Below are 25,388 nucleotides of genomic sequence, written 5' to 3'. Positions count from 1 at the left end.
CAACTGACTCTCTTGAGTCGATGTGGCCTCGCCATATCGACTCGATCGCCCGCGGGGAGCAGAGCAGGCCGGGCGTGGCTCCGGCCTTGGGGGCGCTCAGCTGATCAGCTTCAACCCGGGCGGCAGCGCCTCGCCGAACACCCCGCGCTCGCCGGCTTCGTCCAGGGCCACCACCTCGCGCACGCGGTCGATCCAGGACTGCGGCGCACGGTGGACCTTCAGCCGGGCCATGACTTTCTCGCGCACATCGAACGGCAGGTCGCGCGCGCGGTCGCCGCTCGCGCGAGCCAGGTTCGCTGCCGCGGCAGCGGCGCCATCGACACGTTTCCAATCCAGCGCGAGCAAGGCGTCGAGCCAGGCGACGGCCGTGGCCACCGGCACCACGCCGTGCGCGCTGCCGTACAGCGGCGCCCGCGCGCCGATGCGGCCGATGGCCCACAGCGTCCAGATATCGCGGGACGCTGAGCCCCCAGGGCCGGGCTGCACCCGACCTGCATCGATTTGCGCACCGCCAGCCGTGGCCGCCGACTGCTGCAGTCGCTCGACCAGCCAGTCGCCGATCTCCACCTTGTGCTCCACCGGGATGTGTTCCAGCGACGCCCCCATGCGCACCATGTCGTCCCAGCCGCCCTGCACCAGACGCGGGGGCCGTTCCTCGATGCCCGCTTCCGCACCCCGCAGGTTGATCGCGAAATCCTGAAGCAGTCGCTGCTGGGCCGATTCGTCCAGCCCGCCAGCCACGCGCCGCCACAGGGTCCACCATTCCGTGTTGACCTGTCGATCGCGACCGTGCTGCACCCCGAGTGCAAAGAGCGGCCACAACTGCCCGATGCGCCAGTCATCCAGCGGCGCGCCGAACCCTGGCCGCAGGCACCAGCCCGCCAGGCTGAGCCACAGGCGCTCATGGTCGGCCGTGCGATGGCGGCCGCGGGCGCGCTGCATCAGCGCGTCGAACAGCGGGCGCAGCAGGGGGGTCGGCCAGCGCTCGCGGCTGCCGAGCAGGCCCTCGAGCTGTGTGCGCAACTGCTTGACGGCCTTGGGGCCCACCGCGCGGTCGCGCGCGCCGAAGACCCGCTCGATGCACTCCACCGCTTCCTCGAAGCGCGGGGGCAGTCCGGCCGCCGCACCTGCGGGCTGCGCCGGATCGTCCTCGCGCAAGCGGAATTCCAGCTTCCAGCGCTGGGCCGGATCGTCGGCGGAGATGCAGTGCATCTGCAGCGTGCCAAGCTCCGTCAAGGTCGCGGCCAACTGCACCGGGATGCCGCGCGGGGCGCCGTGATTGCCTCCACGCACGATGGTGGCGACGGGCGGCAGCGATTGCACGTCCTGCCCGTCGAGGTCGACCAGTTCGCCGGCCAGCGGCGCGGGCCGCCCGCCGGATCCGCCCGTCGTCGATACCAGCCGGAACTGCACCGGCTCACCGACACGCAGCTCGAAGCTCCGGTCTTCCAGCCGGATCTCCCGGCCCTCCTCGCTGCCCTGCGGCAACACGCAGACGGCGCGACCCTGGCCATCGTCGAGCGGCAGGAAATAGCTGCGCGCCGAGCCGCCGCCGATCTTCGGCGCCAGGCCCCGCCGCGCCAGCGCGAAGGCGACCGCACCGCGCGCCACCGCGACATCCGGATCGGCGTTGTGCAGGCTGCGCAATGCCGCACCGCGCCAGTCGCCCAGCGTGGCTTGCAGGCGCGCGGCGATGGCGTCGGCACGGAACACCCCGCCATTGAGCAGCAGCGCATCGGGCCAGCCAGCCGCCGCGTGTTGTTGCAGGAACGCGGCGATGTGGCGCGTCACGGCCGGATCGCTGGCATACGGCAGGCCGAATGCGACCAGCCCGCTCGCTCGCTCGCGCCGCGGCAGTTCGCCGGCCGGCACCTGCGGGAAGAAACCGTCGAGCACCAGCCGCTCGACCTCCTCGCGGCCCAGCGTCACCGATCGCGCGCCGCCGACCAGGCGCGCGCCGGAGCCGAGCAGCGTGACCTGCGCGCTGTCCGGTGCGCCCGCCGCCAGCAGCCGCTCCTTGGCGGCGCGGCAGCGTTCGACCAATTGCGCGAACTGCCCGGCCGGCAGGCGCGCGGGGCGCTCCCCCGCGGGTGCCTGCAGCCGGGATTCGGCCAGGTGCGCGAGCGCCAGGTCCATGTTGTCGCCGCCGAGCATCAGGTGGCTCCCGACCGCGATGCGTTCGAAGCGTGGCTCGCCGCTCGCCTCGCGTTCGACGCGCACCAGGCTCAGGTCGGTGGTGCCGCCGCCGACATCGCACACCAGCACCAGCCGCGCATCCGCCAGTTCATCGGCCAGCGAAAGGCGGTGGCGAAAGAGCCAGTCGTACAACGCTGCCTGCGGTTCCTCGAGCAGCCGCAACCGAGGCAGGCCCGCGTCAGTGGCCGCGGCCAGGGTGAATGCGCGTGCCGCATCGTCGAAGGAGGCGGGGACCGTCAGCACCAGTTCCTGGTGTTCGAGCAGGGCTTGCGGAAAGCGGTGGTTCCAGGCCGCGCGCAAGTGCGCCAGGTAGCTCGCACTGGCCTCCACCGGCGAGACCTTCGGTACTTCCGCCGCCGCGCCCCAAGGCAGGATCGGCGCCATCCGGTCGACCGCCGCATGCGACAGCCAGCTCTTGGCGCTGGTCACGATCCGCCCCGGCACCTGCGCCCCGAGCCGGCGCGCCAGGGCGCCGATCACCACGCCTGCATCGTTGCCGGGCGCCGACCAGGGCAGCGTCAGTTCGCCCGGCGCCAGTTCGCCGGGCGCCGGGTGGTAGCGCATCGACGGCAGCAGCGGCCGCGCCGCCACCTCTCCGGGCGCAACCAGTTGCTCGATGTCGAACAGGCGGATGTCGTCATCCGCTACACCGCCCTGCGTCGGGGCATAGGCGACGACGGAGTGCGTCGTGCCGAGGTCGATGCCGACGGTCCAGGCAGCCGTCATGCGTCCTCGGCCAGCCGCCCATCGAGGTCGGCACTACGCCGAACGAGTCCAGGGGCCGCACGAGACACCGCCCTAAGCCTCCTGTCGCTCGCCACGCACGTCGAACTCGATCTTCCAGCGTTCGCCACCGCTGCGCGGCACCGCATCCAGTTCCAGCGTGCCGGCTTCCGTCACGCGGGCCTGCAGCCGGACCGGCACCACCTCGCCCGGTTGCCGGCCCTCGGGTGGCAGCGAGGCGGAGAGCTGGTCGAGTTCCTGCAATTCCCCGGTCGCCCAGCTGTCGAGCAAGGTGCCGACCGCATCCTGCCGCCGCACCGACGATGCAAAGAAGCGGAAATGCACCGGCTCGCCGACGACCAGGCCCAGTTCCAGCGCGGGCAGTTCGGCCTCGGTGCCCTCCTCCATGCCGAACGGCGCCACGCACAGCGCCTCCACCGGCGGCTCCATTCCCGGCACGGCGGGCATCGACGATTCGACGCCCAGGTAGTACGCGAAAGCCGTGCCGCCGCGGATGCGCACGCCGCGCCCGTGCCGCACATAGCCGTAGTACGCGGCGCCACGTGCCACGGCAAGGTCGAGGTCGGCGCCCTCCAGCAGCCGGGCAGGCGCCGCGCCCTCGGCCGCGAGCCAGCCGTTGACGGTGGCCAGCATGCGATCGGCCAGCAGCGGCGACTTGAACACGCCCCCGTTGAACAACACCGCCGTCGGATGGAGGAAGCTCGCGCCACCCGCGCCCTGCGGGTCGCCGAAGCCTTCCAATTCGGCCAGCGCGCCCAGTTGCCGCCCGAGGAATGCCGCCAGGTGCCGCGTGACGGCGGCGTCCTGCGCATACGGCAGGCCCAGTTGCGCCAGGCCGGCGCGCACGCGGGTCACCGGCCGCGCCGAAGCGTCGACCCGCGGGAAGAAGCCCTCGACGATCGTCGAGGCCACTTCTTCGGCCGTCAGCTCGGTGCGGATCGAACCGCCGATGAGCTTGCTGCCGCGGCTGGGCACGACGATGGGCTGGGCCGCGTCGCCGGCCGCGCCGAGCAGCTTTTCCTTGGCGCCGCGGCAGGCGTAGGTCAGCGCGCGCATCTGCCACGCATCCAGCGTGGTGCCCGCGGCAGCGAGCTTGCGCGCCACGACGTGCGCCAGCGTCAGGTCCATGTTGTCGCCGCCCAGCAGGATGTGTTCACCGACCGCGACCCGCCGCAACTCGAGGTTGCCCTCGCGTTCCAGCACGGCGATCAGCGAGAAGTCGCTGGTGCCGCCGCCCACGTCGATGACCAGGATGACGTCGCCCGGTTGCACCTGCTTGCGCCAATGGCCGCCGCTGGCCTCGATCCAGCTGTACAGCGCGGATTGCGGCTCCTCGAGCAGCGTGAGCGCCTTGCACCCGGCCGTCTTCGCGGCTTCGACCGTCAGCTCGCGTGCGGCGGGGTCGAACGAGGCGGGGATGGTCACCGTCACGTCCTGCTCGTCGAAGGGCGCCTCGGGGTGCGCGTGGTTCCATGCGTTGCGCACGTGTTCAAGGTAGTGCGTCGAGGCCTCCAACGGAGACACCCGCGCCACCTCGGCCGGTGCGTCGTGCGGCAGGATCGCGGCGCGACGGTCGACGCCCGGATGGCAGAGCCAGCTCTTGGCGCTGGACACCAGCCGGATCGGCGTCGTCGCGCCACGGCTGCGCGCCATTTCCCCGACGGCTTGCTGGCCGTCGGCTGCCCACGGAAGCGCCAAGGCGCCGGCCGGCATTTCGTCGGCATGCGGCAGGTACAGGAACGAGGGCAGCATCGGCATCGACTCGACGGAGCCGGGCGCGGTGAGCTGCGGGATGGGCAGCGTGCCATGCACCGTGGCCTCGCCGTCGCTGCCGGCGATGTCGACCCAGGCCAATGCGCTGTGCGTGGTGCCCAGGTCGATGCCGATGGCAAATCGCGGAGCGCTCACAACTCCACCTCCGCCGGCGCGACCACGCGCGCATCGTGCTGCTCGGCGGTCTTGGGCAGGCGCACATCGGTGACGCGCCAGCCGCGGTGGGTCAGGTTGCCGGCAAAGGGCGGCTGGCCGACCACGTTGCCGGTGAGGCGCACCGACGCGGCGTCGAAACCGGCCGGCAAGGTGACGCGGGCGCCTTCGGCCTCGTCGCGCACGGGCACGATGCTGAAGTGCTCGCGCAGCACCTTGGCGCAACCTTCATGCACCACGCGGGCTGCGGCGCCGACGTCGGCGTCCCCATAGGCGCCGATGTCCTCGCCGACGAAGTCGATCAGCCGAGCTTCCCGCTGCAAGAGGGCCAGCAGTTGCAGTGCCGCTTCGGGGCCGGCCTCCTTCAACACGGGCGGCGGCGGGGGCGGCATGACGGGGGCCGGCGGGGGTTGGACTGGCGCGGGAGCCGGTGGAGTGCCATCGCGCAGAGCGACATACCGTGCCGCCAGGTCGGCGTCGGCCAGCAAGCCGAACAAGGCGCCGAACGCGAGGGGGATGCGGCGCAACAGCGAGGGCTTGGCGCCATCGGACGATGGGGTTTGCGGATTGTTCATTGATTGTTCCAAGTCGGCCAATCGGTTGACCGAAAACAAGAAATCAGGTTGGGCGAGCGCAGTCCTAGCCAGCAGGACGGAGCCGGAAATTCGAATGATGCCATGCGCGCATGGTGCAGCGCAGCATTCGCGGGTGTAGGAGTTGCCGGAGCGCTTCGCGAGGTGGAAATGGGTGTATTCCTCTAAAGCGCCGACGGAAAGCGCACAGTATGCTGCGGCGCAACAAACATCGAACTACGATGCAAGCCATATGGCCCTCTCACTGTTTGCAGCGCAGGCACTCGTCGGAAGCTACCTCAACGGACGCCGATTGCCTGACTCGCTCCTCCTGTCCGTCGTGGATTCGGTGGAAGTCCGACTGAAAAGCGGGAGGGTTCCGGTGCTCGACGAGTCGCTGCGGGAACTGATCGACCGGGAAGCTGTCGAGGCGGAGCCACCCGCCGTCATCGGACGGTCGCGAGAGCACTGAAGCTCAGGAAGCGCCCAAGTCAGGGCCGCGGCCGACCTGACCTGCACGAGGGCCAAGTGACAAAACCCCATCCGTTCGGGGCCGCGGTTTCAGGGGTCCAGCTTCTGCAGATGGCCTCGCAGGATCTGCGCCGCCTGCTGGAGCAGTTCGAATTCCTCGTCGGGCAGTGCGTGGCCGACCATGTCGAAATGGCTCATGGTGCCCCACAACGCGCCCTCTTCGTTGGTCAAGGGAACGCTGTGGTAGGAAATCACCACGCCCTGGTACGGATGGCCATCCAGTCGCTTGTCCAGCCGCGAGTCCTCGGTACGGAATGCCTGGTCGCGCAGCACGAACTGGCAGAAGCTGTGCTTGAACGGCACGACCAGCAGGAAATCCGGCCGCACCTGGTCGAGCTTGTCATGCAGGGCGACGTTGCGAAGCAGCTCCCCCTCGAAGCGATAAATGGCCGTGAAGCGATGCGCGACGCCTTCATTCAGGTAGGCGAGCGCGGCAGCAAGGCCGCCCTCTTGCGAGAGAAGTCCGGAAAAGGTCGCTGCATCGCGTACTGATTGCATTGGTTCGGGTCCACATTGGGTTCCGCCGGCGTGGCGCGTCATGGCGCAATTGTGCTTGAACGTGAACTGCCTCTGTCAGCGCAGGAACACGCTGTTCATGGACCGCTCGATCGGGTATTGGACAGCTGCTTGCACGGCCGGTAGCGTCAGCGGGTGCACCAGAATCTCCTCGGCTCATCCCATGGTCCGCAGGGGTTGGGGCGCGGGGGGAATCCGGCTAAGGTTGCGGGCACCGTCAGCCTTCGATCGCATGCCCCATGAAGCGGTTCCTTCGTCTCCTCCTGCCGTGCGCCCTGCTCCTCGCGGCCGGCTGCGCCAATCGCCCCCCGGCGGCGCCGCCCTCGGCGCCGGCCGGCTACTCGACGCTTTCGCCGGAGCAGGCTGAGGACATCGCGATCCATGCGCTCGGCCTCGTCGGTGTGCCGTACCGCTATGGCGGCAACACGCCGGAAGGCGGCTTCGATTGCAGCGGACTCATCGGCTACGTGTACCGGGCGCGGATGGGCGCCGCGCCGCCGCGCACGGTGGCACAGCTCGCGGGCTTCGGGCAACCCGCGACGATCGGAGAGCTTCGCGCGGGTGACCTGGTGCTGTTCGGTGGCAGCAGGCCGACGCATGCGGGGATTTACGTGGGCGGCGGGCGATTCGTGCACGCGCCATCCAGCGGCGGCGACGTGCGAATGGACCGGCTCGACGGGCCCTACTGGTCGCGACAGCGCGTGGAGGTGCGCAGGTTGTAGCGAGGAGTCTGGCCGGCCGGTTTACCGTGGCTCTCGCAGCCGCTGCAGCACCGCCGCGGTCGGATACCCGTCCGCCGGCAACCCGACACTGCGCTGGTAGTCGCGCAGCCCGGCGCGCGTCGCCGGTCCCATCACGCCGTCGGGCGTGCCGCTGGCGAAGCCGCGCTGGTTGAGGGCCGTCTGCAGTTCGGTCATTTCGCTGCGCGTGAGGGCCCTCAGGTCGCGCGGCCAGGGCGATTGCACCCCGGGGCCGCCGGCCAGGCGCTGGGACAGCAACCCGACCGCCAGCGCGTAGCTCGTCGAGTTGTTGTAGCGCAGGATGGCGCGGAAGTTGGCGCCAATGAGGAAGGCCGGCCCGCGCGCGCCGGCCGGCAGCAGGATCGAGCTGTCCTGCAGCTCCGGCAGCGGCTGCCCGTCAGTGGACCGCACGCCTTCGGCAGCCCACTGCGCCGCCGGTTGCCGCGCGCTGGGATCTGCACGCCCGAAGTCGAATCCGGCGGGCAACTGCACCTCGGTACCCCAGGGCTTGCCCGCCTGCCAGCCCGAGCGCGCGAGGAAGTTGGCGGTCGAGGCGGTCACGTCGGCCATGCTGCCCCAGATGTCGCGCCGGCCGTCGCCATCGGCGTCCACTGCGTAGGCCAGGAAGTTCGACGGCATGAACTGGGTCTGGCCCATGGCGCCAGCCCAGGAACCGATCATGTGGGCGCTGTCGATGTCGCCCTTGTCGATGATCTTCAGCGCCGCGAGCAACTCGCCACGGGCCCATTCCTCGCGGCGGCCGTCGAAGCCCAGCGTGGCCAGCGCACCGACGGTCGGCGTGTTGCCATAGTTGCTGCCGTAGTTGCTCTCCATGCCCCAGATCGCGACGATGACGTTGGCCGGAACGCCGTAGCGCGCGGCCGCGGCATCGGCCTCCCGGCGGACTTCCTGGAGCTTTTCCTGCCCCGTGGCAATGCGCTGCGGCGACACGGCGTTGTCGAGGTAGTCCCAGACCGTGCGTGTGAACTCGGGCTGCGCGCGGTCGAGCGGGAGGATGTCGGGCAGGTATTGCGCGTTGTCCAGCGCGGAGCGCAAGGTGGCTTCGCTGATGCCGCTGGCGCGGGCCGTGCCCCGGAAGTCCGCGAGCCAGCGTGCGAAAGCCTGTCGTCGCGCCGCTTCGTCGGCACCGGCAAGAGCAGGTGACTTCAGGGTTGGCGCAGGGCGCATGTCCGGCGTCGCAGGGGATGACGACGGTGCTGAAGCGCAACTCGACAGGACTGCGGCCGCCAGCGCAGCCATCAGGCGCCGGGTGACGCGCGGCAGCGGGAAAGGGGCGGGTTGCATGGGGCGATTCTCTCCTCCGCGGGAACTTGGGCGCCCCGGCGTTCGTCTGAAGTCTCGGCAGGCGCGCGTTTGCGAGTTTCCGAAGCCCTGTGGTCGAAGAAGCGGCCGCGATCGTCTGTTTCTTTCACCGTGCCATTGACGCCGGCCTGACCGGCTCCGAAGGAGTGAAAAATGCTTGCACTACGCGGCCTTTTCTTCAGCGGCCTGATCGCCATTTCCGGCGCTGCATTGGCGGCCCAGCCGACCACTGAAACTTCACGCGAGGACCGCATGAATGCTGCCCAAATGGATTACCAATCCGGCAAGCCCGCCATGACCTCCGCGACCCCGGCGCCGAAGTCCATGCACAGCCAGTCGAAGCATCACCCCGAGACGAAGAAATAAGAAGCCGATCAGGCCTCGAAATCAGAGTTCCGGATCCGGATCGGCTCGCGGCCGGTCTCGTCGAAGATCTTCCAGGCCACGACATTGATCGCGACATAGTTCTCTTCGTAGGCTTCGACGGCGCGCGTCGGACCATCCGGGCCGTACACCAGCACGTCGAAGTGCACCAGGAGCGCGTCCGCCGATATGAACGCCTGGATATCACGCCCCCTGGCGGCGATGGTGAAGGCAACCGCATCGCCCGCCCACGTGGCGCCACCGGGGCCGCCGATGCGAGGCTGCGTTCGCACGAGCGGGTGCAACTCACCGGGCCCCGTTGTCGCGCCGGCCGCCGTGTCCTCCTCGCGCGGGGGTTGAGGCAGCTCTTCCGCATCGGGCAGGACCCTGGGAACGTACTCCATCTCGACATCGGCGATCTTGATGATGTCGCCACTCGTGAGCGGCGTGACCGACGTCGCCTTTCCGTTCACCAGCGTGCCGTTCCTGCTTTCGAGGTCGCGCAAAAGCGCGGCGCCGTCGCCCCGGCACACGATCACGGCGTGATGCTTGCTCACAGCCGCGCGCTCCAGCACGAGGTTGCATTCGGGATCGCGTCCGACCAAGGTCTCGCCTTCCAGCAGCCGCACGGTTCGGAAGGGTTGACCTTCGATGGTGAGGATCAAGCTGGCCATGTCTCTCCCAGTACAAAGTACAAAACGGTGATGGGCCGGGTGGCCGCAAGCTTTGTGCCACGCGCGGCATGGTGGCGTAGGCGAGGACCGACGACCCCTGTCCGGCGATGCCCCCGGGTGCAGTTCCGCTGGCCAATAGCGCGCCGGCTGGAAGCGCATCGAGGAAGGCGTTGCAGCGCAGCGAGTGTGCTCAGCGGATCAGGCGAGGCAGCGCGTACCCGGCGGCGCCAGGCCCCGCGCCGCCCTTCGGGAACAGGCTGCGCCCGAGCCGTTGCGGATCGATCCCGAAGCACTCGCCGGACGCTTGCGCAATGAGGGCATCGAGGGCCGTCGTCGGCCGGAGGTCGCGGTTTTCAAGCAGTTGGCCGCTTGCGAGCCCTGGCCAGTCGGCCAGCACGCAGCCGCCTTGCACCGCACCGCCGAGCAGCATGGCCACGGCGCCCGTGCCGTGATCGGTGCCATTGGTGCCATTGGCCGCCGCGGTGCGGCCGAACTCGGTGGCGACCAGCACCACGGTGTCGGACCACCCGCCGCCCATGCCATCGCGCAATGCGGCGATCATGGCGTCGAGGTTGCGCAACTGGGCCGCCAATCGGGCGTTCTGCGCGCTGTGGGTGTCCCAGCCGCCGGTCTCGATCATGGCGATGCGCGGGCCGTCCGGGCGCGCCAGGAAGCCGGCCGCGAGCTTGCCGATGCTGGCGCCATCCTGGCGCGGTCGCACAGCGCCACCCTCCCCGCCCATCGCGATGTCGCGCGTGTCCATGGCCGAGGTCCAGAGCGCGTGCAACTGCGCATCGTTCTGGTAGAGCTGCGTCACGCGCAGCATCAGGTCGTCGGTGGCTTGCGGCAATGCGGAGGGTGCGTACGAGGCCACTTCCGCCGGGCCGCGCAAGGCCACCGGCACGGTCGCGGAGAACGCGATGGCCTCCTTGTCGGCACGCGGCAGCAGGCCGACCAGGCGATTGAGCCAGCCGTCCTTGAGTTGGTAGGGCGTCACGCCCCCGGTTTCCAGCACGTTCTGGCCGTCGAAATGCGAACGGTCGCGGTAGGGCGACGCGACGGCGTGCACAAACAGGGCCTCCCTGGCGGCATGCAACCTGGCGATTTCGACCAGCGCAGGGTGCAGCGCGAAGCTGCCGTCGAGGTGGATGGCCGTGCCGGGGTCCAGCGCCATGGCGCCGCGAAGGCGTGCGTAGCCTGGGTCGGCATAGGGCAACAAGGTGTCGAGTCCGTCGGCCGCGCCACGCTGGATGACGAAGACGAAGCGGCGTTCGGCCGCAGCCTTGGCCAACGCGAGGTGGGGTGCGACGAAGGTCAGCGCGGCGCCGCTGGCCGCCATGCGCAAGAAGTCGCGGCGAGGGTATCGGCGATCGGTCATGACGCTCATCTCCGCAGGAATTCGGGGCACACGAGCAGCAGCGCCAGCCCGGTGCTTGCGCTTTCGGCCCGGGCGATGGCCTGGGCGCTGGCGTCGCTCAGCGCGTCCCCCGGCAGCAGGCGCGGCGCGAGCGCGCGCGGGTCGATGCTGTTGCCGGCCAACAAGGCGAGGCGCTGCGCCAGTTCGACGCGGCGCACCAGTGCGTCAGGCGCGGCCCAACTGGCCGCAATGTCGTCGTAGCCCGCCGGAGAGCCGGGGCGCCAGACCGGCTGGCCCAACTGGTTGAGCAATTGCGCGCCTTCGGCGTTCTTCAGTTCGTGGCGTCCCAGTGCACGCAGGGACGACACCGTCCAGTCCCATGGCGTCTTGAACTTGCCCTGGCCGGCGAGCCAGCTTTCGGGCGATTCGATCAGCGTGCGATAGACGCTCGGCAGGTCGCCACCGCTGCGCTGGAAGGTCGCGGCAAGCCGGTCGACCAGCGCGGGCGGAGGTTCGTCGGCGACGAAATGGCGGGCGAGCTTGGTCGCGACATGGCGGGCGGTCGCGGGCGAGACGGCAAGGTCTCGAAGGATCGCCACCCCCTGTGCCTCGCCGCCCTCGGGATAGCGGCGGCCCAGCAGGGTGCGCGGGCCGGGTTCATGCAGTGCCGGGCGGAACTGGAAGCCGCCGGTGGGTGCATCGCCGGCCGTGCCCATGGGCTGGGTTGCACCCTGCCCACCCTGCCCCGCGCCCGCCGGCCCCGCCAGGCTCCAGCCGGTGAGCGCCCGCGCGAACTCGGTCACCTCGGCCTGCGTGTAGCCGCTGCGTACGCCCAGGGTGTGCAGTTCGAGGATCTCGCGCGCCAGGTTTTCGTTCAGGCCACGCTGGAGCTGCGGGTTGCGTTCAGCCACGCGACGCGCGGCCACGCTGTTCGGCCCGACCGATTGCGCCTGGTCGAGGTAGACCAGCATGGCCGGATGGCGCACCGCGGCCAGCAGCAGGTCGTCGAAGCGGCCCAGCACATGGGGGCGGATCGCCTCTGTTTCATACGCCCCGGCCAGGTCGAGCACCAGGGGTTTCTCGACAGAGATGGCGAAATGATTGGCCCAGAAATGCACCAGCCGTTCGACGAAAGCCGCGGGCGTGTCGAGCGCGCTGGCCAGCCGGGCGTTGACCGCCGCGACGTAGTCCTCGCGCGCGTCGCGGCGCAGCGTCTGGCGTGCGGCCTGCTTGTCGGCCTCGGAGGCGTCGCGCACCTTGCGTTGCTCGGCCTGGTAGTCCGCCAGCAGCAGTTCCGCGCCGCGCCGGCCCTGCCACGCGGCGGGCTGTGCCTGGTAGCGATCGAACTGGTCGAGCAGCCAGCGCCGAGGCGCGGACGGCAGCGCTTCATCGGGCCGGGCGCCGAGCCCGAATCGGTTGAGGGCAATGGCGGCGGGGGTCATCGACGAAATCCGATGGATTCAGACCTTCTCATCCAAGGGCGTCGTTGACCTGCTCATGAAACTCGGTCTGGCTCAGCGCCGTTCCGATTTCCCGCGGCAGCGCGTCGCGCACCGAGAACACGCCCAGGATCTTCTGGCCCGAGACGAGCGGAATATGCCGGAACCCCCGTTCCAGCATCAGCACCACGGCGTCGGATACGAGCGTCTCCGGCGGCACGCAAATGGGATTGGGCGTCATGACCTCGCGTGCCGTGGTGCGTTCGGGATCGAGACCTTTGGCCAGCACGCGCGTCATCAGGTCGCGCTCGGTGAGGATGCCCAGCAGCAGGTCCGGCGGCTCCATGATGAGCACGCTGCCGCAGTTGGCGCGCGTCATCATGCAGGCTGCATCGCGCACGCTGGCCTGCGGGCCGATGCTGACCACGTGCTTGCGCGGAATGGACTGGAAAACGGTACGTTCAGCCATGGGACGCCTCCTCGATCGGCTCTATGTTGCGGCCGGTTCCTTTTCAACGCAAGGAGGCATTGAGCCGCTCGAGCGCCCGCGCGCCCGGGCAAAGCTCCGTCGGACCCAGCGCGTTGAGCGGCCGGTCGCTGGTGTTGAGCGCGGTGTGCAGGTCGGTGGCCAGCGGATCGACATAGAGCAGGCCCGTCACCACCTCGCCCATCTGCTGGTGCTTCTGCATGTGGGCCATGGCGGCGTAGCGGTCGCCGGGGTTGTAGCCAGGGTGCAGGCTGCGCAGGCGCAGCAGCGTGCCGTCATGCTGGCGCACGTCCATCACTTCGCCCGGCGCCATGCTCACGGTGATCTCGTCGCGGCTGCTGATGAAGTCGATGCGGCTGACCGCCTCGTTGTGCTCGCGCACGTAGTCGTAGCTCTTGGTGCTGCCGGGGTGGTTGTTGAAGGCGACGCAGGGGCTGATGACGTCGATGAAGGCGGCGCCGCCGTGGCTGATGGCGCCCTTGATCAAGGGCACGAGCTGCGCCTTGTTGCCGGAGAAGCCGCGCCCGACGTAGGTGGCGCCCAGTTGCAGGGCCATCGCCACCAGGTCCACCGGGCTGTCGGAATTGATGACGCCCTTCTTGCTTTTCGAGCCCTGGTCCGCCGTGGCGGAGAACTGGCCCTTGGTGAGGCCATAGACGCCGTTGTTCTCCACGATGTAGGCCATGTTCACGCCGCGGCGCATCGCATGGGCGAATTGGCCGAGGCCGATGGAGGCGGAGTCGCCGTCGCCGGAGACGCCGAGGTAGAGCAGGTCGCGATTGGCCAGGTTGGCGCCGGTCAGCACGCTGGGCATGCGGCCATGCACCGTGTTGAAGCCGTGCGATGCGCCGAGGAAATAGTCGGGTGTCTTCGAACTGCAGCCGATGCCGCTGAGCTTGGCCACGCGATGCGGCTCGATGTCCAGCTCCCAGCAGGCCTCGATGATGGCCGCCGAGATCGAGTCGTGGCCGCAACCGGCGCACAGCGTGGAGATCTTGCCCTCGTAGTCGCGCCGCGTGTAGCCGACCTTGTTGGTGGCCAGCGTCGGATGGCGCAGCCGGGGCTTGGTGATGTAGGTCATGCAGAACCCCTTGGGTCGGTGGCGTGGGCGCGGACATGCGTGCCGATGGACTGGACGATGAAGCGCGCCGTGATGGGCGTGCCGTCGAAATGCAGCACCTTGATGAGCTTGGCCGGGTCGATCTCCAGCTCGTTGACGAGCAGGCTGCGCATCTGCGCATCGCGGTTCTGCTCGACCACGTAGACACGCGAATGCCGGGCCAGGAATTCCGGCACGCTGTCAGGGAACGGGAAGGCGCGCAGGCGCATCGCGTCGAGATGGATGCCACCGGCTTCGAGTTCCTCCAGCGCCTCGTTCATCGACGGGCTGGTGGAGCCGAAATAGATCACGCCGATGTCCGTCTCTTTCCTGGACGGAAGCAGCACGGGCTGCGGCACCATCGCCGCGGCGGTCGCGAACTTCTTCAGCAGCCGCTCCACGTTGTAGATGTAGTCGGGGCCGCGCTCCGAATAGCGGGCATACGGGTCGCGCGTGGTGCCGCGGGTGAAATAGCTGCCCTTGGTCGGGTGCGTGCCCGGCAGCGTGCGCCAGGGAATGCCGTCACCGTCGACGTCCTTGTAGCGGCCGAAATCCTTGCCGGCCTCCAGCTCCTCGGCGCTCATGACCTTGCCGCGGTCGTAGGCCTTGCTGTCGTCCCATTCGAAAGGCTTGCACAGGCGCTGGTTCATGCCGATGTCCAGGTCGGTCATCAGGAACACGGGCGTCTGCAGCCGGTCGGCCAGGTCCAGCGCCGCCGCCGCATGCTCGAAGCATTCGTGCGGGTCCTCCGGGAACAGCAGCACGTGCTTGGTGTCGCCATGCGAGGCATAGGCGCAGCAGAGGATGTCGGCCTGCTGCGTGCGCGTGGGCATGCCGGTGGAGGGGCCGCCACGCTGCACGTTGATGAGCGTGACCGGAATCTCCGCGAAGTAGGCGAGCCCGATGAACTCGGTCATCAGCGACACCCCCGGCCCCGAGGTGGCGGTAAAGGCCCGGGCGCCGTTCCACCCCGCGCCGACCACCATGCCGATGGAGGCGATCTCGTCTTCCGCCTGCACGATGGCGAAGCGGTGCTGGCCGGTGCTGGCGTCAACCCGGAACTTGCCGCAGTACTTCTGGAAGGCCTCGGCCACCGAGGACGACGGCGTGATCGGATACCAGGCCGCCACGGTGGCGCCGCCGTACACGCAACCCAGGGCGGCGGCGCTGTTGCCGTCCACGAAGATCTGGTTGCCGACGCGGTCGGCCCGCCGCACCTGCAGGCCGACGGGCTGGTCGCGCAAGTTCTCGCGCGCGAAGTCGCAACCGAGGTGCAGCGCCTGAACGTTGGAGGCAAGAAGCCTTTCCTTGCCCTTGTATTGCTCGCCGAACAGCTTCTCGACCACGGCGGGATCGATGCCCAGCAGGATGGCCAACGCGCCGACGTAGACGATGTTCTTGAACAGCTGGCGCTGGCGCGGATCGTTGTAGACCGCATTGCAGATCTCGGTCAGCGGCATGCCGATGACGTGGATGTCGTCGCGGAACTTCGAGGGCGGCAGCGGGCGCGTGCTGTCGTAGAAGAGGTAGCCGCCGGGCGCCAGTTCGGCCACGTCGGCATCCCAGGTCTGCGGGTTCATCGCGACCATCATGTCGGTGCCGCCGCGCCGGCCCAGGTGGCCCTGCTCGGTCACGCGCACCTCGTACCAGGTCGGCAGGCCCTGGATGTTGCTGGGGAAGATGTTGCGCGGGCTCACCGGCACGCCCATTCGCAGGATGGCCTTGGCGAACAGTTCGTTGGCCGAGGCGGAGCCGGAGCCGTTGACGTTGGCGAACTTGATGACGAAGTCGTTGACCGCTTCGATCCGGGCGATGACCGGCCGTGCGGCGGCGCGCTCCATCGGTTCCGGGGCGCCCTTGGGCGGCAAGGTGGCGCTCATTGGAAAACCTCCGCGCTCCGCGCGACGGCGCGAACGCCTTCGGGCGGCCGTGCGGCGTTCATTGAAAAACCTCCGCGCTGCGCGCTGCGGCGCAAACGTGCGGCGTTCATGCCGGCACTCCTTGCGGCACGTGCTTGGCGTCACGGCATGCCGGGCCAGCCGGCGTCATCTTCAGCAGGAACTTCTGCATGTCCCAGGCGCCGGTCGGACAGCGCTCGGCGCAGAGGCCGCAGTGCAGGCAGACGTCCTCGTCCTTGACCATCACCCTGCCCGTCTTGAGCCCACCGGAGACATACAGGTCTTGCGCCAGGTTCAGGGCCGGCGCCTTCAGGCGCGGCCGCACCTCCGCTTCGTCGCCGTTGGTGGTGAAGGTGATGCAGTCCATCGGGCAGATGTCCACGCAGGCGTCGCATTCGATGCAGGCGCTTTCGACGAAAACGGTCTGCACATCACAGTTGAGGCAGCGTTCGGCCTCCTTGAAGGCGGTGGCGGCGTCGAAGCCAAGTTCCACTTCCACGCGGATGCTGGCCAACGCCTTCTCTGCCTTGGCCCACGGCACCTTGTAGCGCAGGTCGTTCGAGGTGTCGTTGTCGTAGCTCCACTCGTGGATGCCCATCTTCTGCGACACCAGGTTGGTCATCGGCGCAGGGCGCACGTAGATCGCCTCCGCATGCAGCAGCTTGTCGATGGACACAGCAGCCTCATGGCCGTGGGCGACCGCCGTGATGATGTTCTTGGGACCGAAGGCTGCATCGCCACCGAAAAAGACGTTGGTCACGCTCGACTGGAAAGTGTTCTTGTCGAGCTTTGGCAGTCCCCATTTGTCGAAGTCGATGCCGCAGTCGCGCTCGATCCACGGGAACGAGTTCTCCTGGCCGACGGCGACCAGCACCTCGTCGCATTCGAAGAAGGCGTCGGGCTCGCCGGTGGGCACCAGCTTGCGGTTGCCCTTGTCGTCGTACTCGGCATGCACGATCTCGAAGCGCATGCCGACCAGCTTGCCGCCCTCGTGCACGAAGGCCTTGGGCACATGGAAGTTGATGATCGGAATCCCCTCGTGCTGCGCGTCTTCCTTTTCCCAGGGCGAGGCCTTCATCTCCTCGAAGCCGCTGCGCACGATCACCTTCACGTCGGTGCCGCCGAGGCGGCGGGCCGAGCGGCAGCAATCCATCGCCGTGTTGCCGCCGCCCAGCACGATCACGCGCTGGCCGATCTTCGTGATGTGGCCGAAGGAGACGGAACTGAGCCAGTCGATGCCGATGTGGATAGCGGCCGCGGCCTCTCGCCGGCCGGGCAGTTCCAGGTCACGCCCGCGCGGTGCGCCGCAGCCGACGAAGACCGCATCCCAGCCTTGCGCCATCAGCGCCTTCATCGAGTCGATGCGCTCGCCGCTGCGGAAGTTCACGCCCAGGTCGAGGATGTAGCCCGTCTCTTCGTCGATCACCGATTCGGGCAGCCGGAAGCGCGGGATCTGCGTGCGGATGAAGCCGCCCGCCTTGGCGTCGCCGTCGAACACCGTCACCTCATAGCCGAGCGGCGCGAGGTCGCGCGCGACGGTCAGCGACGACGGGCCCGCGCCGATGCAGGCAATGCGCTTGCCATTCTTCGGCGCGATCTTGGGCATGCGCCCGCGCACGTCCTCCTTCATGTCGGCGGCGACGCGCTTGAGCCGGCAGATGGCCACCGGCTCGGGGTCCTGCGCGTTGCTCTGCTCGACGCGTCCGCGCCGGCAGGCGGGCTCGCACGGCCGGTCGCACGTGCGGCCGAGGATGCCGGGAAAGACGTTGGAAACCCAGTTGATCATGTAGGCATCGCCGTAGCGGCGCTGCGCGATCAGTCGGATGTATTCCGGGACGGGCGTGTGCGCCGGACACGCATACTGGCAATCGACCACCTTGTGGAAATAGGTGGGATCGGCGAGGTTTGTTCGCTGCAAGAGTTTCTCCTGGTCTCCCGCCCGCGGCCTGTTCGTGGGGTCGTCGCGGGTCGGACATCAGTATGCGCCGCGGAGCGCGTCGTAAAACCTTGGTGGATTCCCGCAGCGAATCAGTTCCCGGGATTCAAGCGCAGGCGTCAAGAATGAACTGGGGAACGGGAATGGCCTTCAGTCGCCCGCCTTCCAGCTTGACGCAGAGCGCGCGCGTCTCACGGCCCTCGCAGATCAAGGTGTCGCCACGCATCACGCGGTGCCGCTGGACGAAGACCTTGCCGCGCCATTCCTCGACCTGGGTCTCGATGTCGAGTTGCTCCCCGGAGGTGGCCGAGGTCACGAAGCGGGTGTGGATCTCCAGCAACGGGCAGCCGATGCAGCCGGGCAATTCGGTCATCGAATGCCAGGGCGGCAGTCCGCACTGGACGAAGTAGTTGTGCGAGGCCGCATCCATCCAGCGCGAGAAGTTTGGAAAGAAGACGATCCCCGCAGGATCGCAATCGCCGAAGGTCACGCTGACGCGATGGATGATGGTTTTGCTCATGGGGCGGCGAGGCTAACACCGCCCTCGTGGCACGCGCAATCGCCGAGCCTGCCGCGCCTGGTCAACGAAAGGCGCCGGGTCAATGGCTCGGCAGGCTCTGGTCGACCACCTTCCTGAGTTCCGCCATGAGCGCGAGCGCACCCGGCGAGGCGAGCGCGCCGCAGCGCTGCGTGAGGCCGATCTTCCGGTCCGACTTCCGAAGGGGAAGGTTCAACACGGCCAATGTGCCGGCCTCGATCTCGTAGTGCAGTTGATGCGCGGAAATGGCGGTCACCATGTCGCTCTGGAACAGCAGGCCGCGCAGGATGGCCAGGTCGCCCGTTTCCACCGTCGGCACGGGCGCAGGCTGCGCCGATTCGCGGAACGATTGCTCCAGCAGCTCGCGCGTCGGCGAGCCCAGCCGCGACAGGACCCATTGCGCCTGCCGCAGGTCATCGAAGCCGATGGCAGCACGCCCTGCGAGCGGATGACCCGCGCGCGCGATCAATGAAATGCAATCGTCGAACAGCGCTTCCTGCGTCAGGTCCGCCTCGCGTCCCGAAGGGCGCAATGCACCCAGGATGAAGTCGACATCGCCGCTACGCAGTTGCGCCGCCAGCGCCTCGTAGGGACTCTCGACCGTGCTCACGTGCAGGCGTGGATGCTGCCCGACCAGCGCCGCGATGGCCGAGGGCAGTATCAGCGTCCGGCCCAGCGGCAACGCACCGACGACCACCCTGCCCTGCACCACCCCGCCGATGGCCGCGATGTCCGAATCGATGCTGCGCAACTCCGCCAGCGCCCGCTTGAAGCGGAACGCCAGCGCGAGCCCGGCGCGCGTCGGCGTCACGCCGCGCGCGGAACGCACGAAGAGTTCGCGGCCGCAGCGGGCCTCGAGTTCGCCGACCAGGGTGCTGACGGCCGGCTGGGTGATGCCGAAAGCGCGGGCCGTGGCGGGCATGTTCTGCATCTCCGACAAGCCCGCGAACACCGCCAGGCGACGCCCGCTGAACATCGCGGCCATGAGCGTCCTGGCGTCGAGCCGGGCCGCATTGGCGCCGCGCTGCACCGGCTCCGCGGGCGCGAGTTCCTGGCACGCGGCGGCGAATTCGTCCTCCACGCGTTGTGCCCTCGCGCGAACGGCCTCGCCAAAGGCGTTGAGCAGCATGCCGCGGGCCTTGCGCTCGAAGAGCGGCGTGCCGAGGCTCTCTTCCAGCTCGGCCACCGCGCGCGTGATGGCGGATGCCACCCGGAACAGGCTCTCCGCCGCGCGCGTCACGCTGCCATGCGCCGCAACCGCGGAGAAGGCCTGCAGATGGCGCAGGTTGATGCGCGCTGCCGTGGCGTCCACGGTGGGTGGGATGTCGATAGCTTTCCTTGCTGCCATGGGACCCTGTTTTACGCCAGCGTCGAAGCATCGAGCGCCGTCGGCGATCTGGGGAAAAGCCTGTTCAATCAATTAGTCAGAACGCAGAATAAGCAGAACTGAAGCCGTTTCGCCCCGGCTTTGCGGACACTTGCATCATGACTGGAGACACGCAAATGATCATCGACTGCCACGGCCACTACACCACGGCTCCCAAGGCGCTGGAAGACTGGCGCAACCGCCAGATTCAGGGCATCGCCGACCCGCCCCTGATGCCCAGGGCCAGCGCGCTGCGCATCAGCGACGACGAGTTGCGCGAATCGATTGAAGGCAACCAACTGCGCCTCATGAACGAGCGCGGGCTCGATCTCACGCTGTTTTCGCCGCGCGCCAGTTTCATGGCGCATCACATCGGCGACTTCAATGTGTCGGCCAACTGGGCCGCCATCTGCAACGAGCTCTGCTATCGCGTGTCGCAACTCTTTCCGGCGCATTTCGTGCCGGTCGCGATGCTGCCGCAGTCGCCCGGCGTCGACGCCGCCACCTGCATTCCCGAACTGGAAAGGTGCGTGCGCGAATACGGCAACGTCGGCATCAACCTGAACCCCGATCCGTCGGGCGGCCACTGGACCTCGCCGCCGCTGTCGGACAGGCACTGGTATCCCATCTACGAGAAGATGGTCGAGCACGACATCCCCGCGATGATCCATGTGTCGACCAGCTGCAATGCCTGCTTCCACACCACCGGCGCGCACTACCTGAACGCCGACACCACGGCCTTCATGCAGTGCCTGACCTCGAACCTGTTCAAGGACTTCCCGACCCTGCGCTTTCTCATTCCGCACGGTGGCGGCGCGGTGCCCTACCACTGGGGGCGCTTCCGCGGACTTGCGCAGGAGATGAAGAAGCCGCCGCTGCAGGAGCACCTGCTGAAGAACATCTTCTTCGACACCTGCGTGTACCACCAGCCCGGCATCGACCTGCTGACGAAGGTCATACCGGTCGACAACATCCTGTTCGCGAGCGAGATGATCGGCGCGGTGCGGGGCATCGATCCCGAGACGGGTCATTACTTCGATGACACGAAGCGCTACATCGCGGCGTCGGCGCTGGATGCGGCCTCGCGCCAGAAGATCTATGAAGGCAATGCGCGCCGCGTGTTTCCTCGCCTGGACGCGCTGCTCAAGGCGCGTGCGAACGAACCCGCCACGGAGCAAGCATGAGCATGAACAACCTGGGCATCGTCAAGCGCAACATCGTGCGCGCCGATGCGGAAGCCGTCGAACACCTGTCGCGCTTCGGCTCCGCGACCGTGCATGAAGCCATGGGCCGCGTTGGCCTGCTGAAGCCGTACATGCGGCCGATCTTCGTCGGCGCACACGCGTGCGGCACGGCCCTCACGGTGCTGCTGCAGCCCGGCGACAACTGGATGCTGCACGTGGCCGCCGAGCAGGTGAGGCCCGGCGACATCGTCATCGCAGCCTGCACCGCCGACAGCACCGACGGCTTCTTCGGCGACCTGCTCGCCACCTCGTTCAAGTCGCGCGGCGCACGTGGCCTGGTAATCGACGGCGGCTGCCGCGACGTGAAGGAACTGACGGCCATGGACTTCCCGGTGTGGAGCCGCGCGGTCAGCGCCAAGGGCTGCGTCAAGTCCACGCTGGGCTCGGTCAACATCCCTGTCGTGTGCGCCGGCGCTTCGGTGAACCCCGGCGATGTGGTCCTGGCCGACGACGATGGCGTCGTGGTGATCCCGGCCGCCCTCGCGCGCCAGGTGGCCGATGCCGCACAGGCGCGCGAAGACAACGAGGCCGCCAAGCGCGCCAAGCTCGCGTCCGGCGTGCTCGGGCTCGACATGTACAACATGCGCGGCCCGCTGGAGCAGGCCGGCCTGCGCTATATCGACTAGCACTGACGCTGCGCGCGCTGCACGACCGGGCCGCGGCGCAAGCGCGCTACGACATCCAAGGAGAGACATGGACATGGCAAAGATCATCGGCTGCATCGGCACCTCGCACGTGCCCACCATCGGCGTCGCCTACGACAAGGGCAAGCAGCAGGACCCGGCCTGGAAGCCGTTGTTCGACGGCTACCTGCCCGTCGCCAAATGGCTCGAGGAACAGAAGGCCGACGTGCTGGTCATGTTCTACAACGACCACTGCACCAGTCTCTTCTTCGACCTGTACCCGACCTTTGCGATCGGCGTGGGCAAGGAGTTCCAGGTGGCCGACGAAGGCGCGGGCCTGCGCGACCTGCCCACGATCAAGGGCAACGTCGACCTGCAGGCCCACATCGCCGAATCGCTGGTCAACGACGAGTTCGACATGACCGTCTTCCAGGACAAGCCGATCGACCACGGCTGCGCCTCTCCCCTGCCCCTGCTCTGGCCGCACAAGCCCGACTGGCCCGGCACGGTGGTGCCGATCGCCATCAACGTGCTGCAGTTCCCGCTGCCGACGCCGCGCCGTTGCTGGCGGCTCGGCCAGGCGGTGCGTCGCGCGATCGAGTCGTATCCGGAGGACCTGCGCGTGGTCGTCGTCGGGACCGGCGGCCTCTCGCACCAGGTGCATGGCGAGCGAACCGGCTTCAACAACGAGGAATGGGACATGAAGTTCCTCGAGCTGCTGGAGCACGACCCGGAGCAACTCACGCGGATGAAGCATGCCGACTTCGTACGCCTGGGCGGCGCGGAAAGCGTCGAGCAGATCATGTGGCTCGCGATGCGCGGCGCCATGGGCAAGACGGTGCGCAAGCTGCACCAGAACTACTATCTCGCGACCACCACCGCGATGACGGTCGTGCTGTTCGAGGATGGCACGGCCACGGCCAAAGCCGGCGCAAGCAAAGCCGACAAGGTGGCCGCATGAACCCGCAACTCGCCGGCGTCGAGGACATCCCCGGCACCTACATCTTCGACATCCGCACCAGCAACCGCACGCTGAAGCTCAATCGCTTCTTCTGGCAGATGATCGGCAAGCCCTGGCGCGACCGCTTCGAGGCCGACCCGGAGCAACTGATGACCGAAGCCGGCCTGAACGAGCGCGAGAAGGAACTCGTGCGCAAGCGCGACTGGCTGGGCCTGATCCAGTACGGCGCCAACTTCTTCGTGCTCGAGAAATTCGCGCGCGTCTCGAAGACCACCAATCTCGAGGTCTACGCCATCTTCCGCGGCGAGAGCTTCGAGGAATTCATGAAGACGCGGCGCGTGCCTGATGCGCGCTGACGCGCGCCGACGGCCGTCGGGGCTTTTTTCCGGGGTAGCGCGAGCCACTTTTCCGAGCTTTCCAAGGATCGTTCACGCCATGGGCGCGGCCTGTATGCGGGACACGCCGAACAGACGCCCGCGCGCAACAACGGCCGAGGTCACTTCGTCTGGAAGAACGACCCGACTCCCGATCGTTCCAGATCGACTCCCTTACTCCGCGAGATTCTTGAAGACGCGCAGCGCAGGCTGCCGCGCCTTCGGCCCGGCATCGCGCGGCCGTCGACACGCGGTTTGACGATCAGGTTGTCGCACAGCGCGGCGCTCGCCTGGCGAAGCCGACGAGCGCATCCCACGTTTTGCGGATATTCAGGACGTCCATCTCAGTCCCTCCCATTTGATTTATTCAATTAAAAGCGCGCATACACGCACCGCGCAATCTTGGCAATTCCCCAAAAGTGCTTTCCGGCGGTCGCTCGGAACGTTGCCAGTCACAGCAGGAGAAATATCACTGCGCAATAAAAAGTTCGCGCACTGGCTTGCAACAGCCACAGTCGTGCGGTAAATTCTGTAACAAGGGGAGACGCACAATTAAAATGAACATGTCAATGTTTTTTACACGCTTTTTTGCAATTGTTGCAATATTGTTGGCAAGTGGTTGCGGGGGCTCCGAAGACAGCGGTTTGGCGTCCACATCCGCCACGGCAGCTTCGAGCAATGCTGCATCGCCCGCGGTCACACAGGCCGAAGCAGGAAATTCAACGCCAAACCGCAATGCCCGATTGGAGGGTTATGCCAAGGCAACCTCCATTTGGCCAACCAAGACGATCAAGGTCTGCTGGGTCATGGAAGTCGCGGATTTTGCGAGCAGCGAGGAACAAAGACTCGTGGTTCAGCGAGCAGTCGCGCAAACATGGTCGAGCGTCTCCCAGGTTCGCTTTACCAGTTGGGCACGATGCACGGGTTCCTATGCGGACGGCGATATAAAGATCGCCGTCGAGGATAACTATTTTGCCGGCCCACGTGCATACATCGGCACCCAGGGCTATCCCTCTTCACCCACGATGTGGCTCAATTTCAAATTCCAGAGCTGGCCTTGTTATCTGGGAATCAATGAGTGCACCCGGCTGGTTGCCGTGCACGAATTCGGCCATGCGCTGGGCTTTGTTCATGAACAACTCCGGCCTGATACACCGTCAACGCCACCCCCCGGCGCCGCAATCTCGCAGGATGTCTGGGATGATTGCCGAGCCCCCAGAAACGATCCGACCGGGGACGCGATGATCGGAGCATGGGACCTGAGTTCCGTAATGAACTATTGCAATCCCGAATGGATGGGCGAAGGCAAACTAAGCACAACCGATATTGCAATGGTCCAGAAATACTATGGCGTGCCCGTCAATATCGTTCCGGTCCTCATCACGCTGCTGGACGACTGAGTCGCTCAAGAACCAATCAAATCAAGCCATTCCAACTCAAATCAAGAAAACGCGATTGTCATGAAATTTCCTGAACAACCCACTGGCGCGCCACGCAAGAACAGCGGCAGCGCCCTTCCACTGCGCCGCTTCGCAACGGGCGTGCTCGCTGCGATCGGTCTCTGCGGCGCCAATGCCAGCATGGCACAGACGACCTACTTCACCGAAGGCACGAGGACAATCGCCAAATTGGGCGTCCAGGGCAACCAAGCCTATATTGGCTTCGTGGAGGCGTTGACCGCCAATTGCAAATGGGGCTACCTTTACATCGCACCCGATCGCAAGGTGATGTACGCGGAATTCCTCGCGGCAAAAATCGCCAACAAAAAAGTCAGCCGGGTCGACTATAGCCAACCCGGTGGCACCGGAACCCAATGCGTGGCCGAGATCGTGGAATTGAGCGAATAATTAGATACTCCGAAAATCGGACGCGAGTGTTCGAATCGTTGAATTACTGAGTTACTGAGTTACTGAGTTACTGAGTTCTGAGTTACTGAGTTCTGAGTTACTGAGTTACTGAGTTACTGAGTTACCCAGATATTCAACTATCCATCGTCAGAAAATCGAAGACGAACTTTCAGCAAGCGCATCCTGATCCTGCTGCACGAGTCGTGTGGCGTGATTCGGCAATCGATCGACGCTTTCCAAAGGACGTGCAAAGTGGCCTGCCCTCCCCTGTATCACTTGCGCGCGACTTCCGGAAATGGCTACGAGAAATTGCTTGTCGCCGGCCTTGCCGAATACCGGTCGCGGATTTTCAAGATATGACAGCCTCATGCAAACGCTCGTTAATCGGGTGCAATTGTGCGAGTTTTGTTGCCTGCTGTGCGCGAGGTTCACAGACCCTGTAACTGCTGAATCGCGCCAGTTTTCGATTTCTGCCGTTGCTCCGAAAATTGAAGTCATAAGAACAAGGCCGCCTCACTGCCATTGAGCAAGGGCGCAACGGTTGCCAAGGTCTTAAGTACGTTCAACTGAAAAAAAGAGACGACCTGCCGAGCAGCAGGCAACCGATGGCTTGCCCGCATTCACCCGCTGGCGC

Annotated in this window: 24 protein-coding genes; 9 read left to right on the top strand and 15 right to left on the bottom strand. The window is 67.0% G+C overall.

All coding sequences use genetic code 11. From position 1 onward, the window contains the following. Positions 1-96: 96 nt before the first annotated feature. The 3 genes from HB681_RS19985 to HB681_RS19975 form a co-directional block, all read right to left on the bottom strand. Positions 97-2,922: an Hsp70 family protein gene (locus HB681_RS19985; protein ID WP_213956617.1), complete on the bottom strand. Its 2,826-nt coding sequence runs from the start codon at positions 2,920-2,922 to the stop codon at positions 97-99. A gap of 72 nt (positions 2,923-2,994) precedes the next feature. After that, the gene (locus HB681_RS19980; protein ID WP_213956616.1) at positions 2,995-4,848 is read right to left on the bottom strand and encodes an Hsp70 family protein; all 1,854 of its coding nucleotides are present in this window, start codon (positions 4,846-4,848) and stop codon (positions 2,995-2,997) included. Continuing rightward, positions 4,845-5,441 (bottom strand): DUF2760 domain-containing protein, encoded by a 597-nt coding sequence (locus tag HB681_RS19975; protein WP_213956615.1) that lies wholly within the window; start codon positions 5,439-5,441, stop codon positions 4,845-4,847. The genes HB681_RS19980 and HB681_RS19975 overlap by 4 nt, the downstream gene beginning before the upstream one ends. Positions 5,442-5,691: 250 nt before the next feature. Here HB681_RS19975 and HB681_RS19970 point away from each other — a divergent pair, with 250 nt between their 5' ends. Next, entirely contained in the window at positions 5,692-5,910 is a 219-nt protein-coding gene (locus HB681_RS19970) for a hypothetical protein (protein ID WP_213956614.1), read from the top strand. An 89-nt stretch (positions 5,911-5,999) separates the two neighbouring features. Here HB681_RS19970 and HB681_RS19965 read toward each other — a convergent pair whose 3' ends face one another. Then, the gene (locus HB681_RS19965) at positions 6,000-6,467 is read right to left on the bottom strand and encodes a GAF domain-containing protein (RefSeq protein WP_213956613.1); all 468 of its coding nucleotides are present in this window, start codon (positions 6,465-6,467) and stop codon (positions 6,000-6,002) included. Between the two features lie 257 nt (positions 6,468-6,724). Here HB681_RS19965 and HB681_RS19960 point away from each other — a divergent pair, with 257 nt between their 5' ends. Further along, positions 6,725-7,207, top strand: coding sequence for a C40 family peptidase (locus tag HB681_RS19960; protein ID WP_213956612.1), 483 nt, complete (start codon positions 6,725-6,727; stop codon positions 7,205-7,207). Between the two features lie 21 nt (positions 7,208-7,228). Here HB681_RS19960 and HB681_RS19955 read toward each other — a convergent pair whose 3' ends face one another. Then, a complete protein-coding gene (locus tag HB681_RS19955; RefSeq protein ID WP_213956611.1) occupies positions 7,229-8,530 on the bottom strand; it encodes a lytic murein transglycosylase in 1,302 nt (433 codons plus the stop codon). A 171-nt stretch (positions 8,531-8,701) separates the two neighbouring features. On the opposite strand from HB681_RS19955, the gene HB681_RS19950 reads away from it, so the two are divergent. Further along, positions 8,702-8,914, top strand: coding sequence for a hypothetical protein (locus HB681_RS19950; protein ID WP_213956610.1), 213 nt, complete (start codon positions 8,702-8,704; stop codon positions 8,912-8,914). Positions 8,915-8,922: 8 nt separating this feature from the next. Here the strand turns inward: HB681_RS19950 and HB681_RS19945 are convergent, their stop codons facing one another. From HB681_RS19945 to HB681_RS19905, 9 genes are all read right to left on the bottom strand, one after another. Beyond that, positions 8,923-9,576 (bottom strand): FHA domain-containing protein, encoded by a 654-nt coding sequence (locus tag HB681_RS19945; RefSeq protein WP_213956609.1) that lies wholly within the window; start codon positions 9,574-9,576, stop codon positions 8,923-8,925. A gap of 199 nt (positions 9,577-9,775) precedes the next feature. Beyond that, positions 9,776-10,972, bottom strand: coding sequence for a DUF1501 domain-containing protein (locus HB681_RS19940; protein ID WP_213956608.1), 1,197 nt, complete (start codon positions 10,970-10,972; stop codon positions 9,776-9,778). After that, complete coding sequence (locus HB681_RS19935) at positions 10,969-12,384, bottom strand: DUF1800 domain-containing protein (RefSeq protein ID WP_213956607.1); 1,416 nt, start codon at positions 12,382-12,384, stop codon at positions 10,969-10,971. Before HB681_RS19935 ends, HB681_RS19940 begins: the two co-directional genes overlap by 4 nt. A gap of 28 nt (positions 12,385-12,412) precedes the next feature. Then, entirely contained in the window at positions 12,413-12,850 is a 438-nt protein-coding gene (locus tag HB681_RS19930) for a CBS domain-containing protein (RefSeq protein WP_213956606.1), read from the bottom strand. 43 nt (positions 12,851-12,893) lie between these two features. Then, positions 12,894-13,949 carry a 2-oxoacid:ferredoxin oxidoreductase subunit beta gene (locus tag HB681_RS19925; RefSeq protein ID WP_213956605.1) on the bottom strand — a complete coding sequence of 352 codons (1,056 nt, stop codon included), beginning with the start codon at positions 13,947-13,949 and terminating at the stop codon, positions 12,894-12,896. Then, positions 13,946-15,808 (bottom strand): 2-oxoacid:acceptor oxidoreductase subunit alpha, encoded by a 1,863-nt coding sequence (locus HB681_RS19920; RefSeq protein ID WP_213956641.1) that lies wholly within the window; start codon positions 15,806-15,808, stop codon positions 13,946-13,948. Before HB681_RS19920 ends, HB681_RS19925 begins: the two co-directional genes overlap by 4 nt. A 145-nt stretch (positions 15,809-15,953) precedes the next feature. Further along, a complete protein-coding gene (locus tag HB681_RS19915) occupies positions 15,954-17,783 on the bottom strand; it encodes an FAD-dependent oxidoreductase (protein ID WP_213956604.1) in 1,830 nt (609 codons plus the stop codon). A 124-nt stretch (positions 17,784-17,907) separates the two neighbouring features. Continuing rightward, complete coding sequence (locus HB681_RS19910) at positions 17,908-18,321, bottom strand: thioesterase family protein (RefSeq protein ID WP_213956603.1); 414 nt, start codon at positions 18,319-18,321, stop codon at positions 17,908-17,910. Between the two features lie 79 nt (positions 18,322-18,400). Further along, on the bottom strand, positions 18,401-19,687 hold the full coding sequence (locus HB681_RS19905) for a LysR family transcriptional regulator (protein ID WP_213956602.1): 1,287 nt from the start codon (positions 19,685-19,687) through the stop codon (positions 18,401-18,403). A 155-nt stretch (positions 19,688-19,842) separates the two neighbouring features. Here HB681_RS19905 and HB681_RS19900 point away from each other — a divergent pair, with 155 nt between their 5' ends. The 6 genes from HB681_RS19900 to HB681_RS19875 all read left to right on the top strand — a co-directional run bounded on the left by HB681_RS19900 (position 19,843) and on the right by HB681_RS19875 (position 24,754). After that, entirely contained in the window at positions 19,843-20,889 is a 1,047-nt protein-coding gene (locus tag HB681_RS19900) for an amidohydrolase family protein (protein WP_213956601.1), read from the top strand. Between the two features lie 2 nt (positions 20,890-20,891). Next, entirely contained in the window at positions 20,892-21,575 is a 684-nt protein-coding gene (ligK, locus tag HB681_RS19895) for a 4-carboxy-4-hydroxy-2-oxoadipate aldolase/oxaloacetate decarboxylase (protein ID WP_213956640.1), read from the top strand. A 73-nt stretch (positions 21,576-21,648) separates the two neighbouring features. Beyond that, a complete protein-coding gene (locus HB681_RS19890) occupies positions 21,649-22,533 on the top strand; it encodes a gallate dioxygenase (protein WP_213956600.1) in 885 nt (294 codons plus the stop codon). After that, the gene (locus HB681_RS19885) at positions 22,530-22,889 is read left to right on the top strand and encodes a protocatechuate 3,4-dioxygenase (protein ID WP_213956599.1); all 360 of its coding nucleotides are present in this window, start codon (positions 22,530-22,532) and stop codon (positions 22,887-22,889) included. The genes HB681_RS19890 and HB681_RS19885 overlap by 4 nt, the downstream gene beginning before the upstream one ends. Positions 22,890-23,476: 587 nt before the next feature. Then, positions 23,477-24,307 (top strand): M12 family metallopeptidase, encoded by an 831-nt coding sequence (locus tag HB681_RS19880; RefSeq protein WP_213956598.1) that lies wholly within the window; start codon positions 23,477-23,479, stop codon positions 24,305-24,307. Between the two features lie 60 nt (positions 24,308-24,367). After that, positions 24,368-24,754: a hypothetical protein gene (locus tag HB681_RS19875; protein ID WP_213956597.1), complete on the top strand. Its 387-nt coding sequence runs from the start codon at positions 24,368-24,370 to the stop codon at positions 24,752-24,754. A gap of 147 nt (positions 24,755-24,901) precedes the next feature. Here HB681_RS19875 and HB681_RS19870 read toward each other — a convergent pair whose 3' ends face one another. Continuing rightward, positions 24,902-25,123, bottom strand: a complete 222-nt coding sequence (locus tag HB681_RS19870; RefSeq protein WP_213956596.1) for a hypothetical protein — start codon at positions 25,121-25,123, stop codon at positions 24,902-24,904. Positions 25,124-25,388 lie beyond the last annotated feature (265 nt).

The organism is Variovorax sp. dw_954 (genome assembly GCF_018449755.1).
In the GTDB taxonomy this organism is placed as follows: domain Bacteria; phylum Pseudomonadota; class Gammaproteobacteria; order Burkholderiales; family Burkholderiaceae_C; genus Variovorax.
Note: the sequence above shows the minus strand (reverse complement) of the source record. Positions and strands in the feature narration are given on the sequence as shown.

Excerpts from the sequence above, each read along its gene's own strand:
- HB681_RS19985 (WP_213956617.1), bottom strand. The coding sequence starts at position 2,922 with ATGACGGCTGCCTGGACCGTCGGCATCGACCTCGGCACGACGCACTCC.
- HB681_RS19975 (WP_213956615.1), bottom strand. The coding sequence starts at position 5,441 with ATGAACAATCCGCAAACCCCATCGTCCGATGGCGCCAAGCCCTCGCTG.
- HB681_RS19970 (WP_213956614.1), top strand. The coding sequence starts at position 5,692 with ATGGCCCTCTCACTGTTTGCAGCGCAGGCACTCGTCGGAAGCTACCTC.
- HB681_RS19965 (WP_213956613.1), bottom strand. The coding sequence starts at position 6,467 with ATGCAATCAGTACGCGATGCAGCGACCTTTTCCGGACTTCTCTCGCAA.
- HB681_RS19960 (WP_213956612.1), top strand. The coding sequence starts at position 6,725 with ATGAAGCGGTTCCTTCGTCTCCTCCTGCCGTGCGCCCTGCTCCTCGCG.
- HB681_RS19955 (WP_213956611.1), bottom strand. The coding sequence starts at position 8,530 with ATGCAACCCGCCCCTTTCCCGCTGCCGCGCGTCACCCGGCGCCTGATG.
- HB681_RS19950 (WP_213956610.1), top strand. The coding sequence starts at position 8,702 with ATGCTTGCACTACGCGGCCTTTTCTTCAGCGGCCTGATCGCCATTTCC.
- HB681_RS19940 (WP_213956608.1), bottom strand. The coding sequence starts at position 10,972 with ATGAGCGTCATGACCGATCGCCGATACCCTCGCCGCGACTTCTTGCGC.
- HB681_RS19935 (WP_213956607.1), bottom strand. The coding sequence starts at position 12,384 with ATGACCCCCGCCGCCATTGCCCTCAACCGATTCGGGCTCGGCGCCCGG.
- HB681_RS19930 (WP_213956606.1), bottom strand. The coding sequence starts at position 12,850 with ATGGCTGAACGTACCGTTTTCCAGTCCATTCCGCGCAAGCACGTGGTC.
- HB681_RS19925 (WP_213956605.1), bottom strand. The coding sequence starts at position 13,949 with ATGACCTACATCACCAAGCCCCGGCTGCGCCATCCGACGCTGGCCACC.
- HB681_RS19920 (WP_213956641.1), bottom strand. The coding sequence starts at position 15,808 with ATGGAGCGCGCCGCCGCACGGCCGGTCATCGCCCGGATCGAAGCGGTC.
- HB681_RS19910 (WP_213956603.1), bottom strand. The coding sequence starts at position 18,321 with ATGAGCAAAACCATCATCCATCGCGTCAGCGTGACCTTCGGCGATTGC.
- HB681_RS19905 (WP_213956602.1), bottom strand. The coding sequence starts at position 19,687 with ATGGCAGCAAGGAAAGCTATCGACATCCCACCCACCGTGGACGCCACG.
- HB681_RS19900 (WP_213956601.1), top strand. The coding sequence starts at position 19,843 with ATGATCATCGACTGCCACGGCCACTACACCACGGCTCCCAAGGCGCTG.
- ligK (WP_213956640.1), top strand. The coding sequence starts at position 20,892 with ATGAACAACCTGGGCATCGTCAAGCGCAACATCGTGCGCGCCGATGCG.
- HB681_RS19890 (WP_213956600.1), top strand. The coding sequence starts at position 21,649 with ATGGCAAAGATCATCGGCTGCATCGGCACCTCGCACGTGCCCACCATC.
- HB681_RS19885 (WP_213956599.1), top strand. The coding sequence starts at position 22,530 with ATGAACCCGCAACTCGCCGGCGTCGAGGACATCCCCGGCACCTACATC.
- HB681_RS19880 (WP_213956598.1), top strand. The coding sequence starts at position 23,477 with ATGTTTTTTACACGCTTTTTTGCAATTGTTGCAATATTGTTGGCAAGT.
- HB681_RS19875 (WP_213956597.1), top strand. The coding sequence starts at position 24,368 with ATGAAATTTCCTGAACAACCCACTGGCGCGCCACGCAAGAACAGCGGC.
- HB681_RS19870 (WP_213956596.1), bottom strand. The coding sequence starts at position 25,123 with ATGAGGCTGTCATATCTTGAAAATCCGCGACCGGTATTCGGCAAGGCC.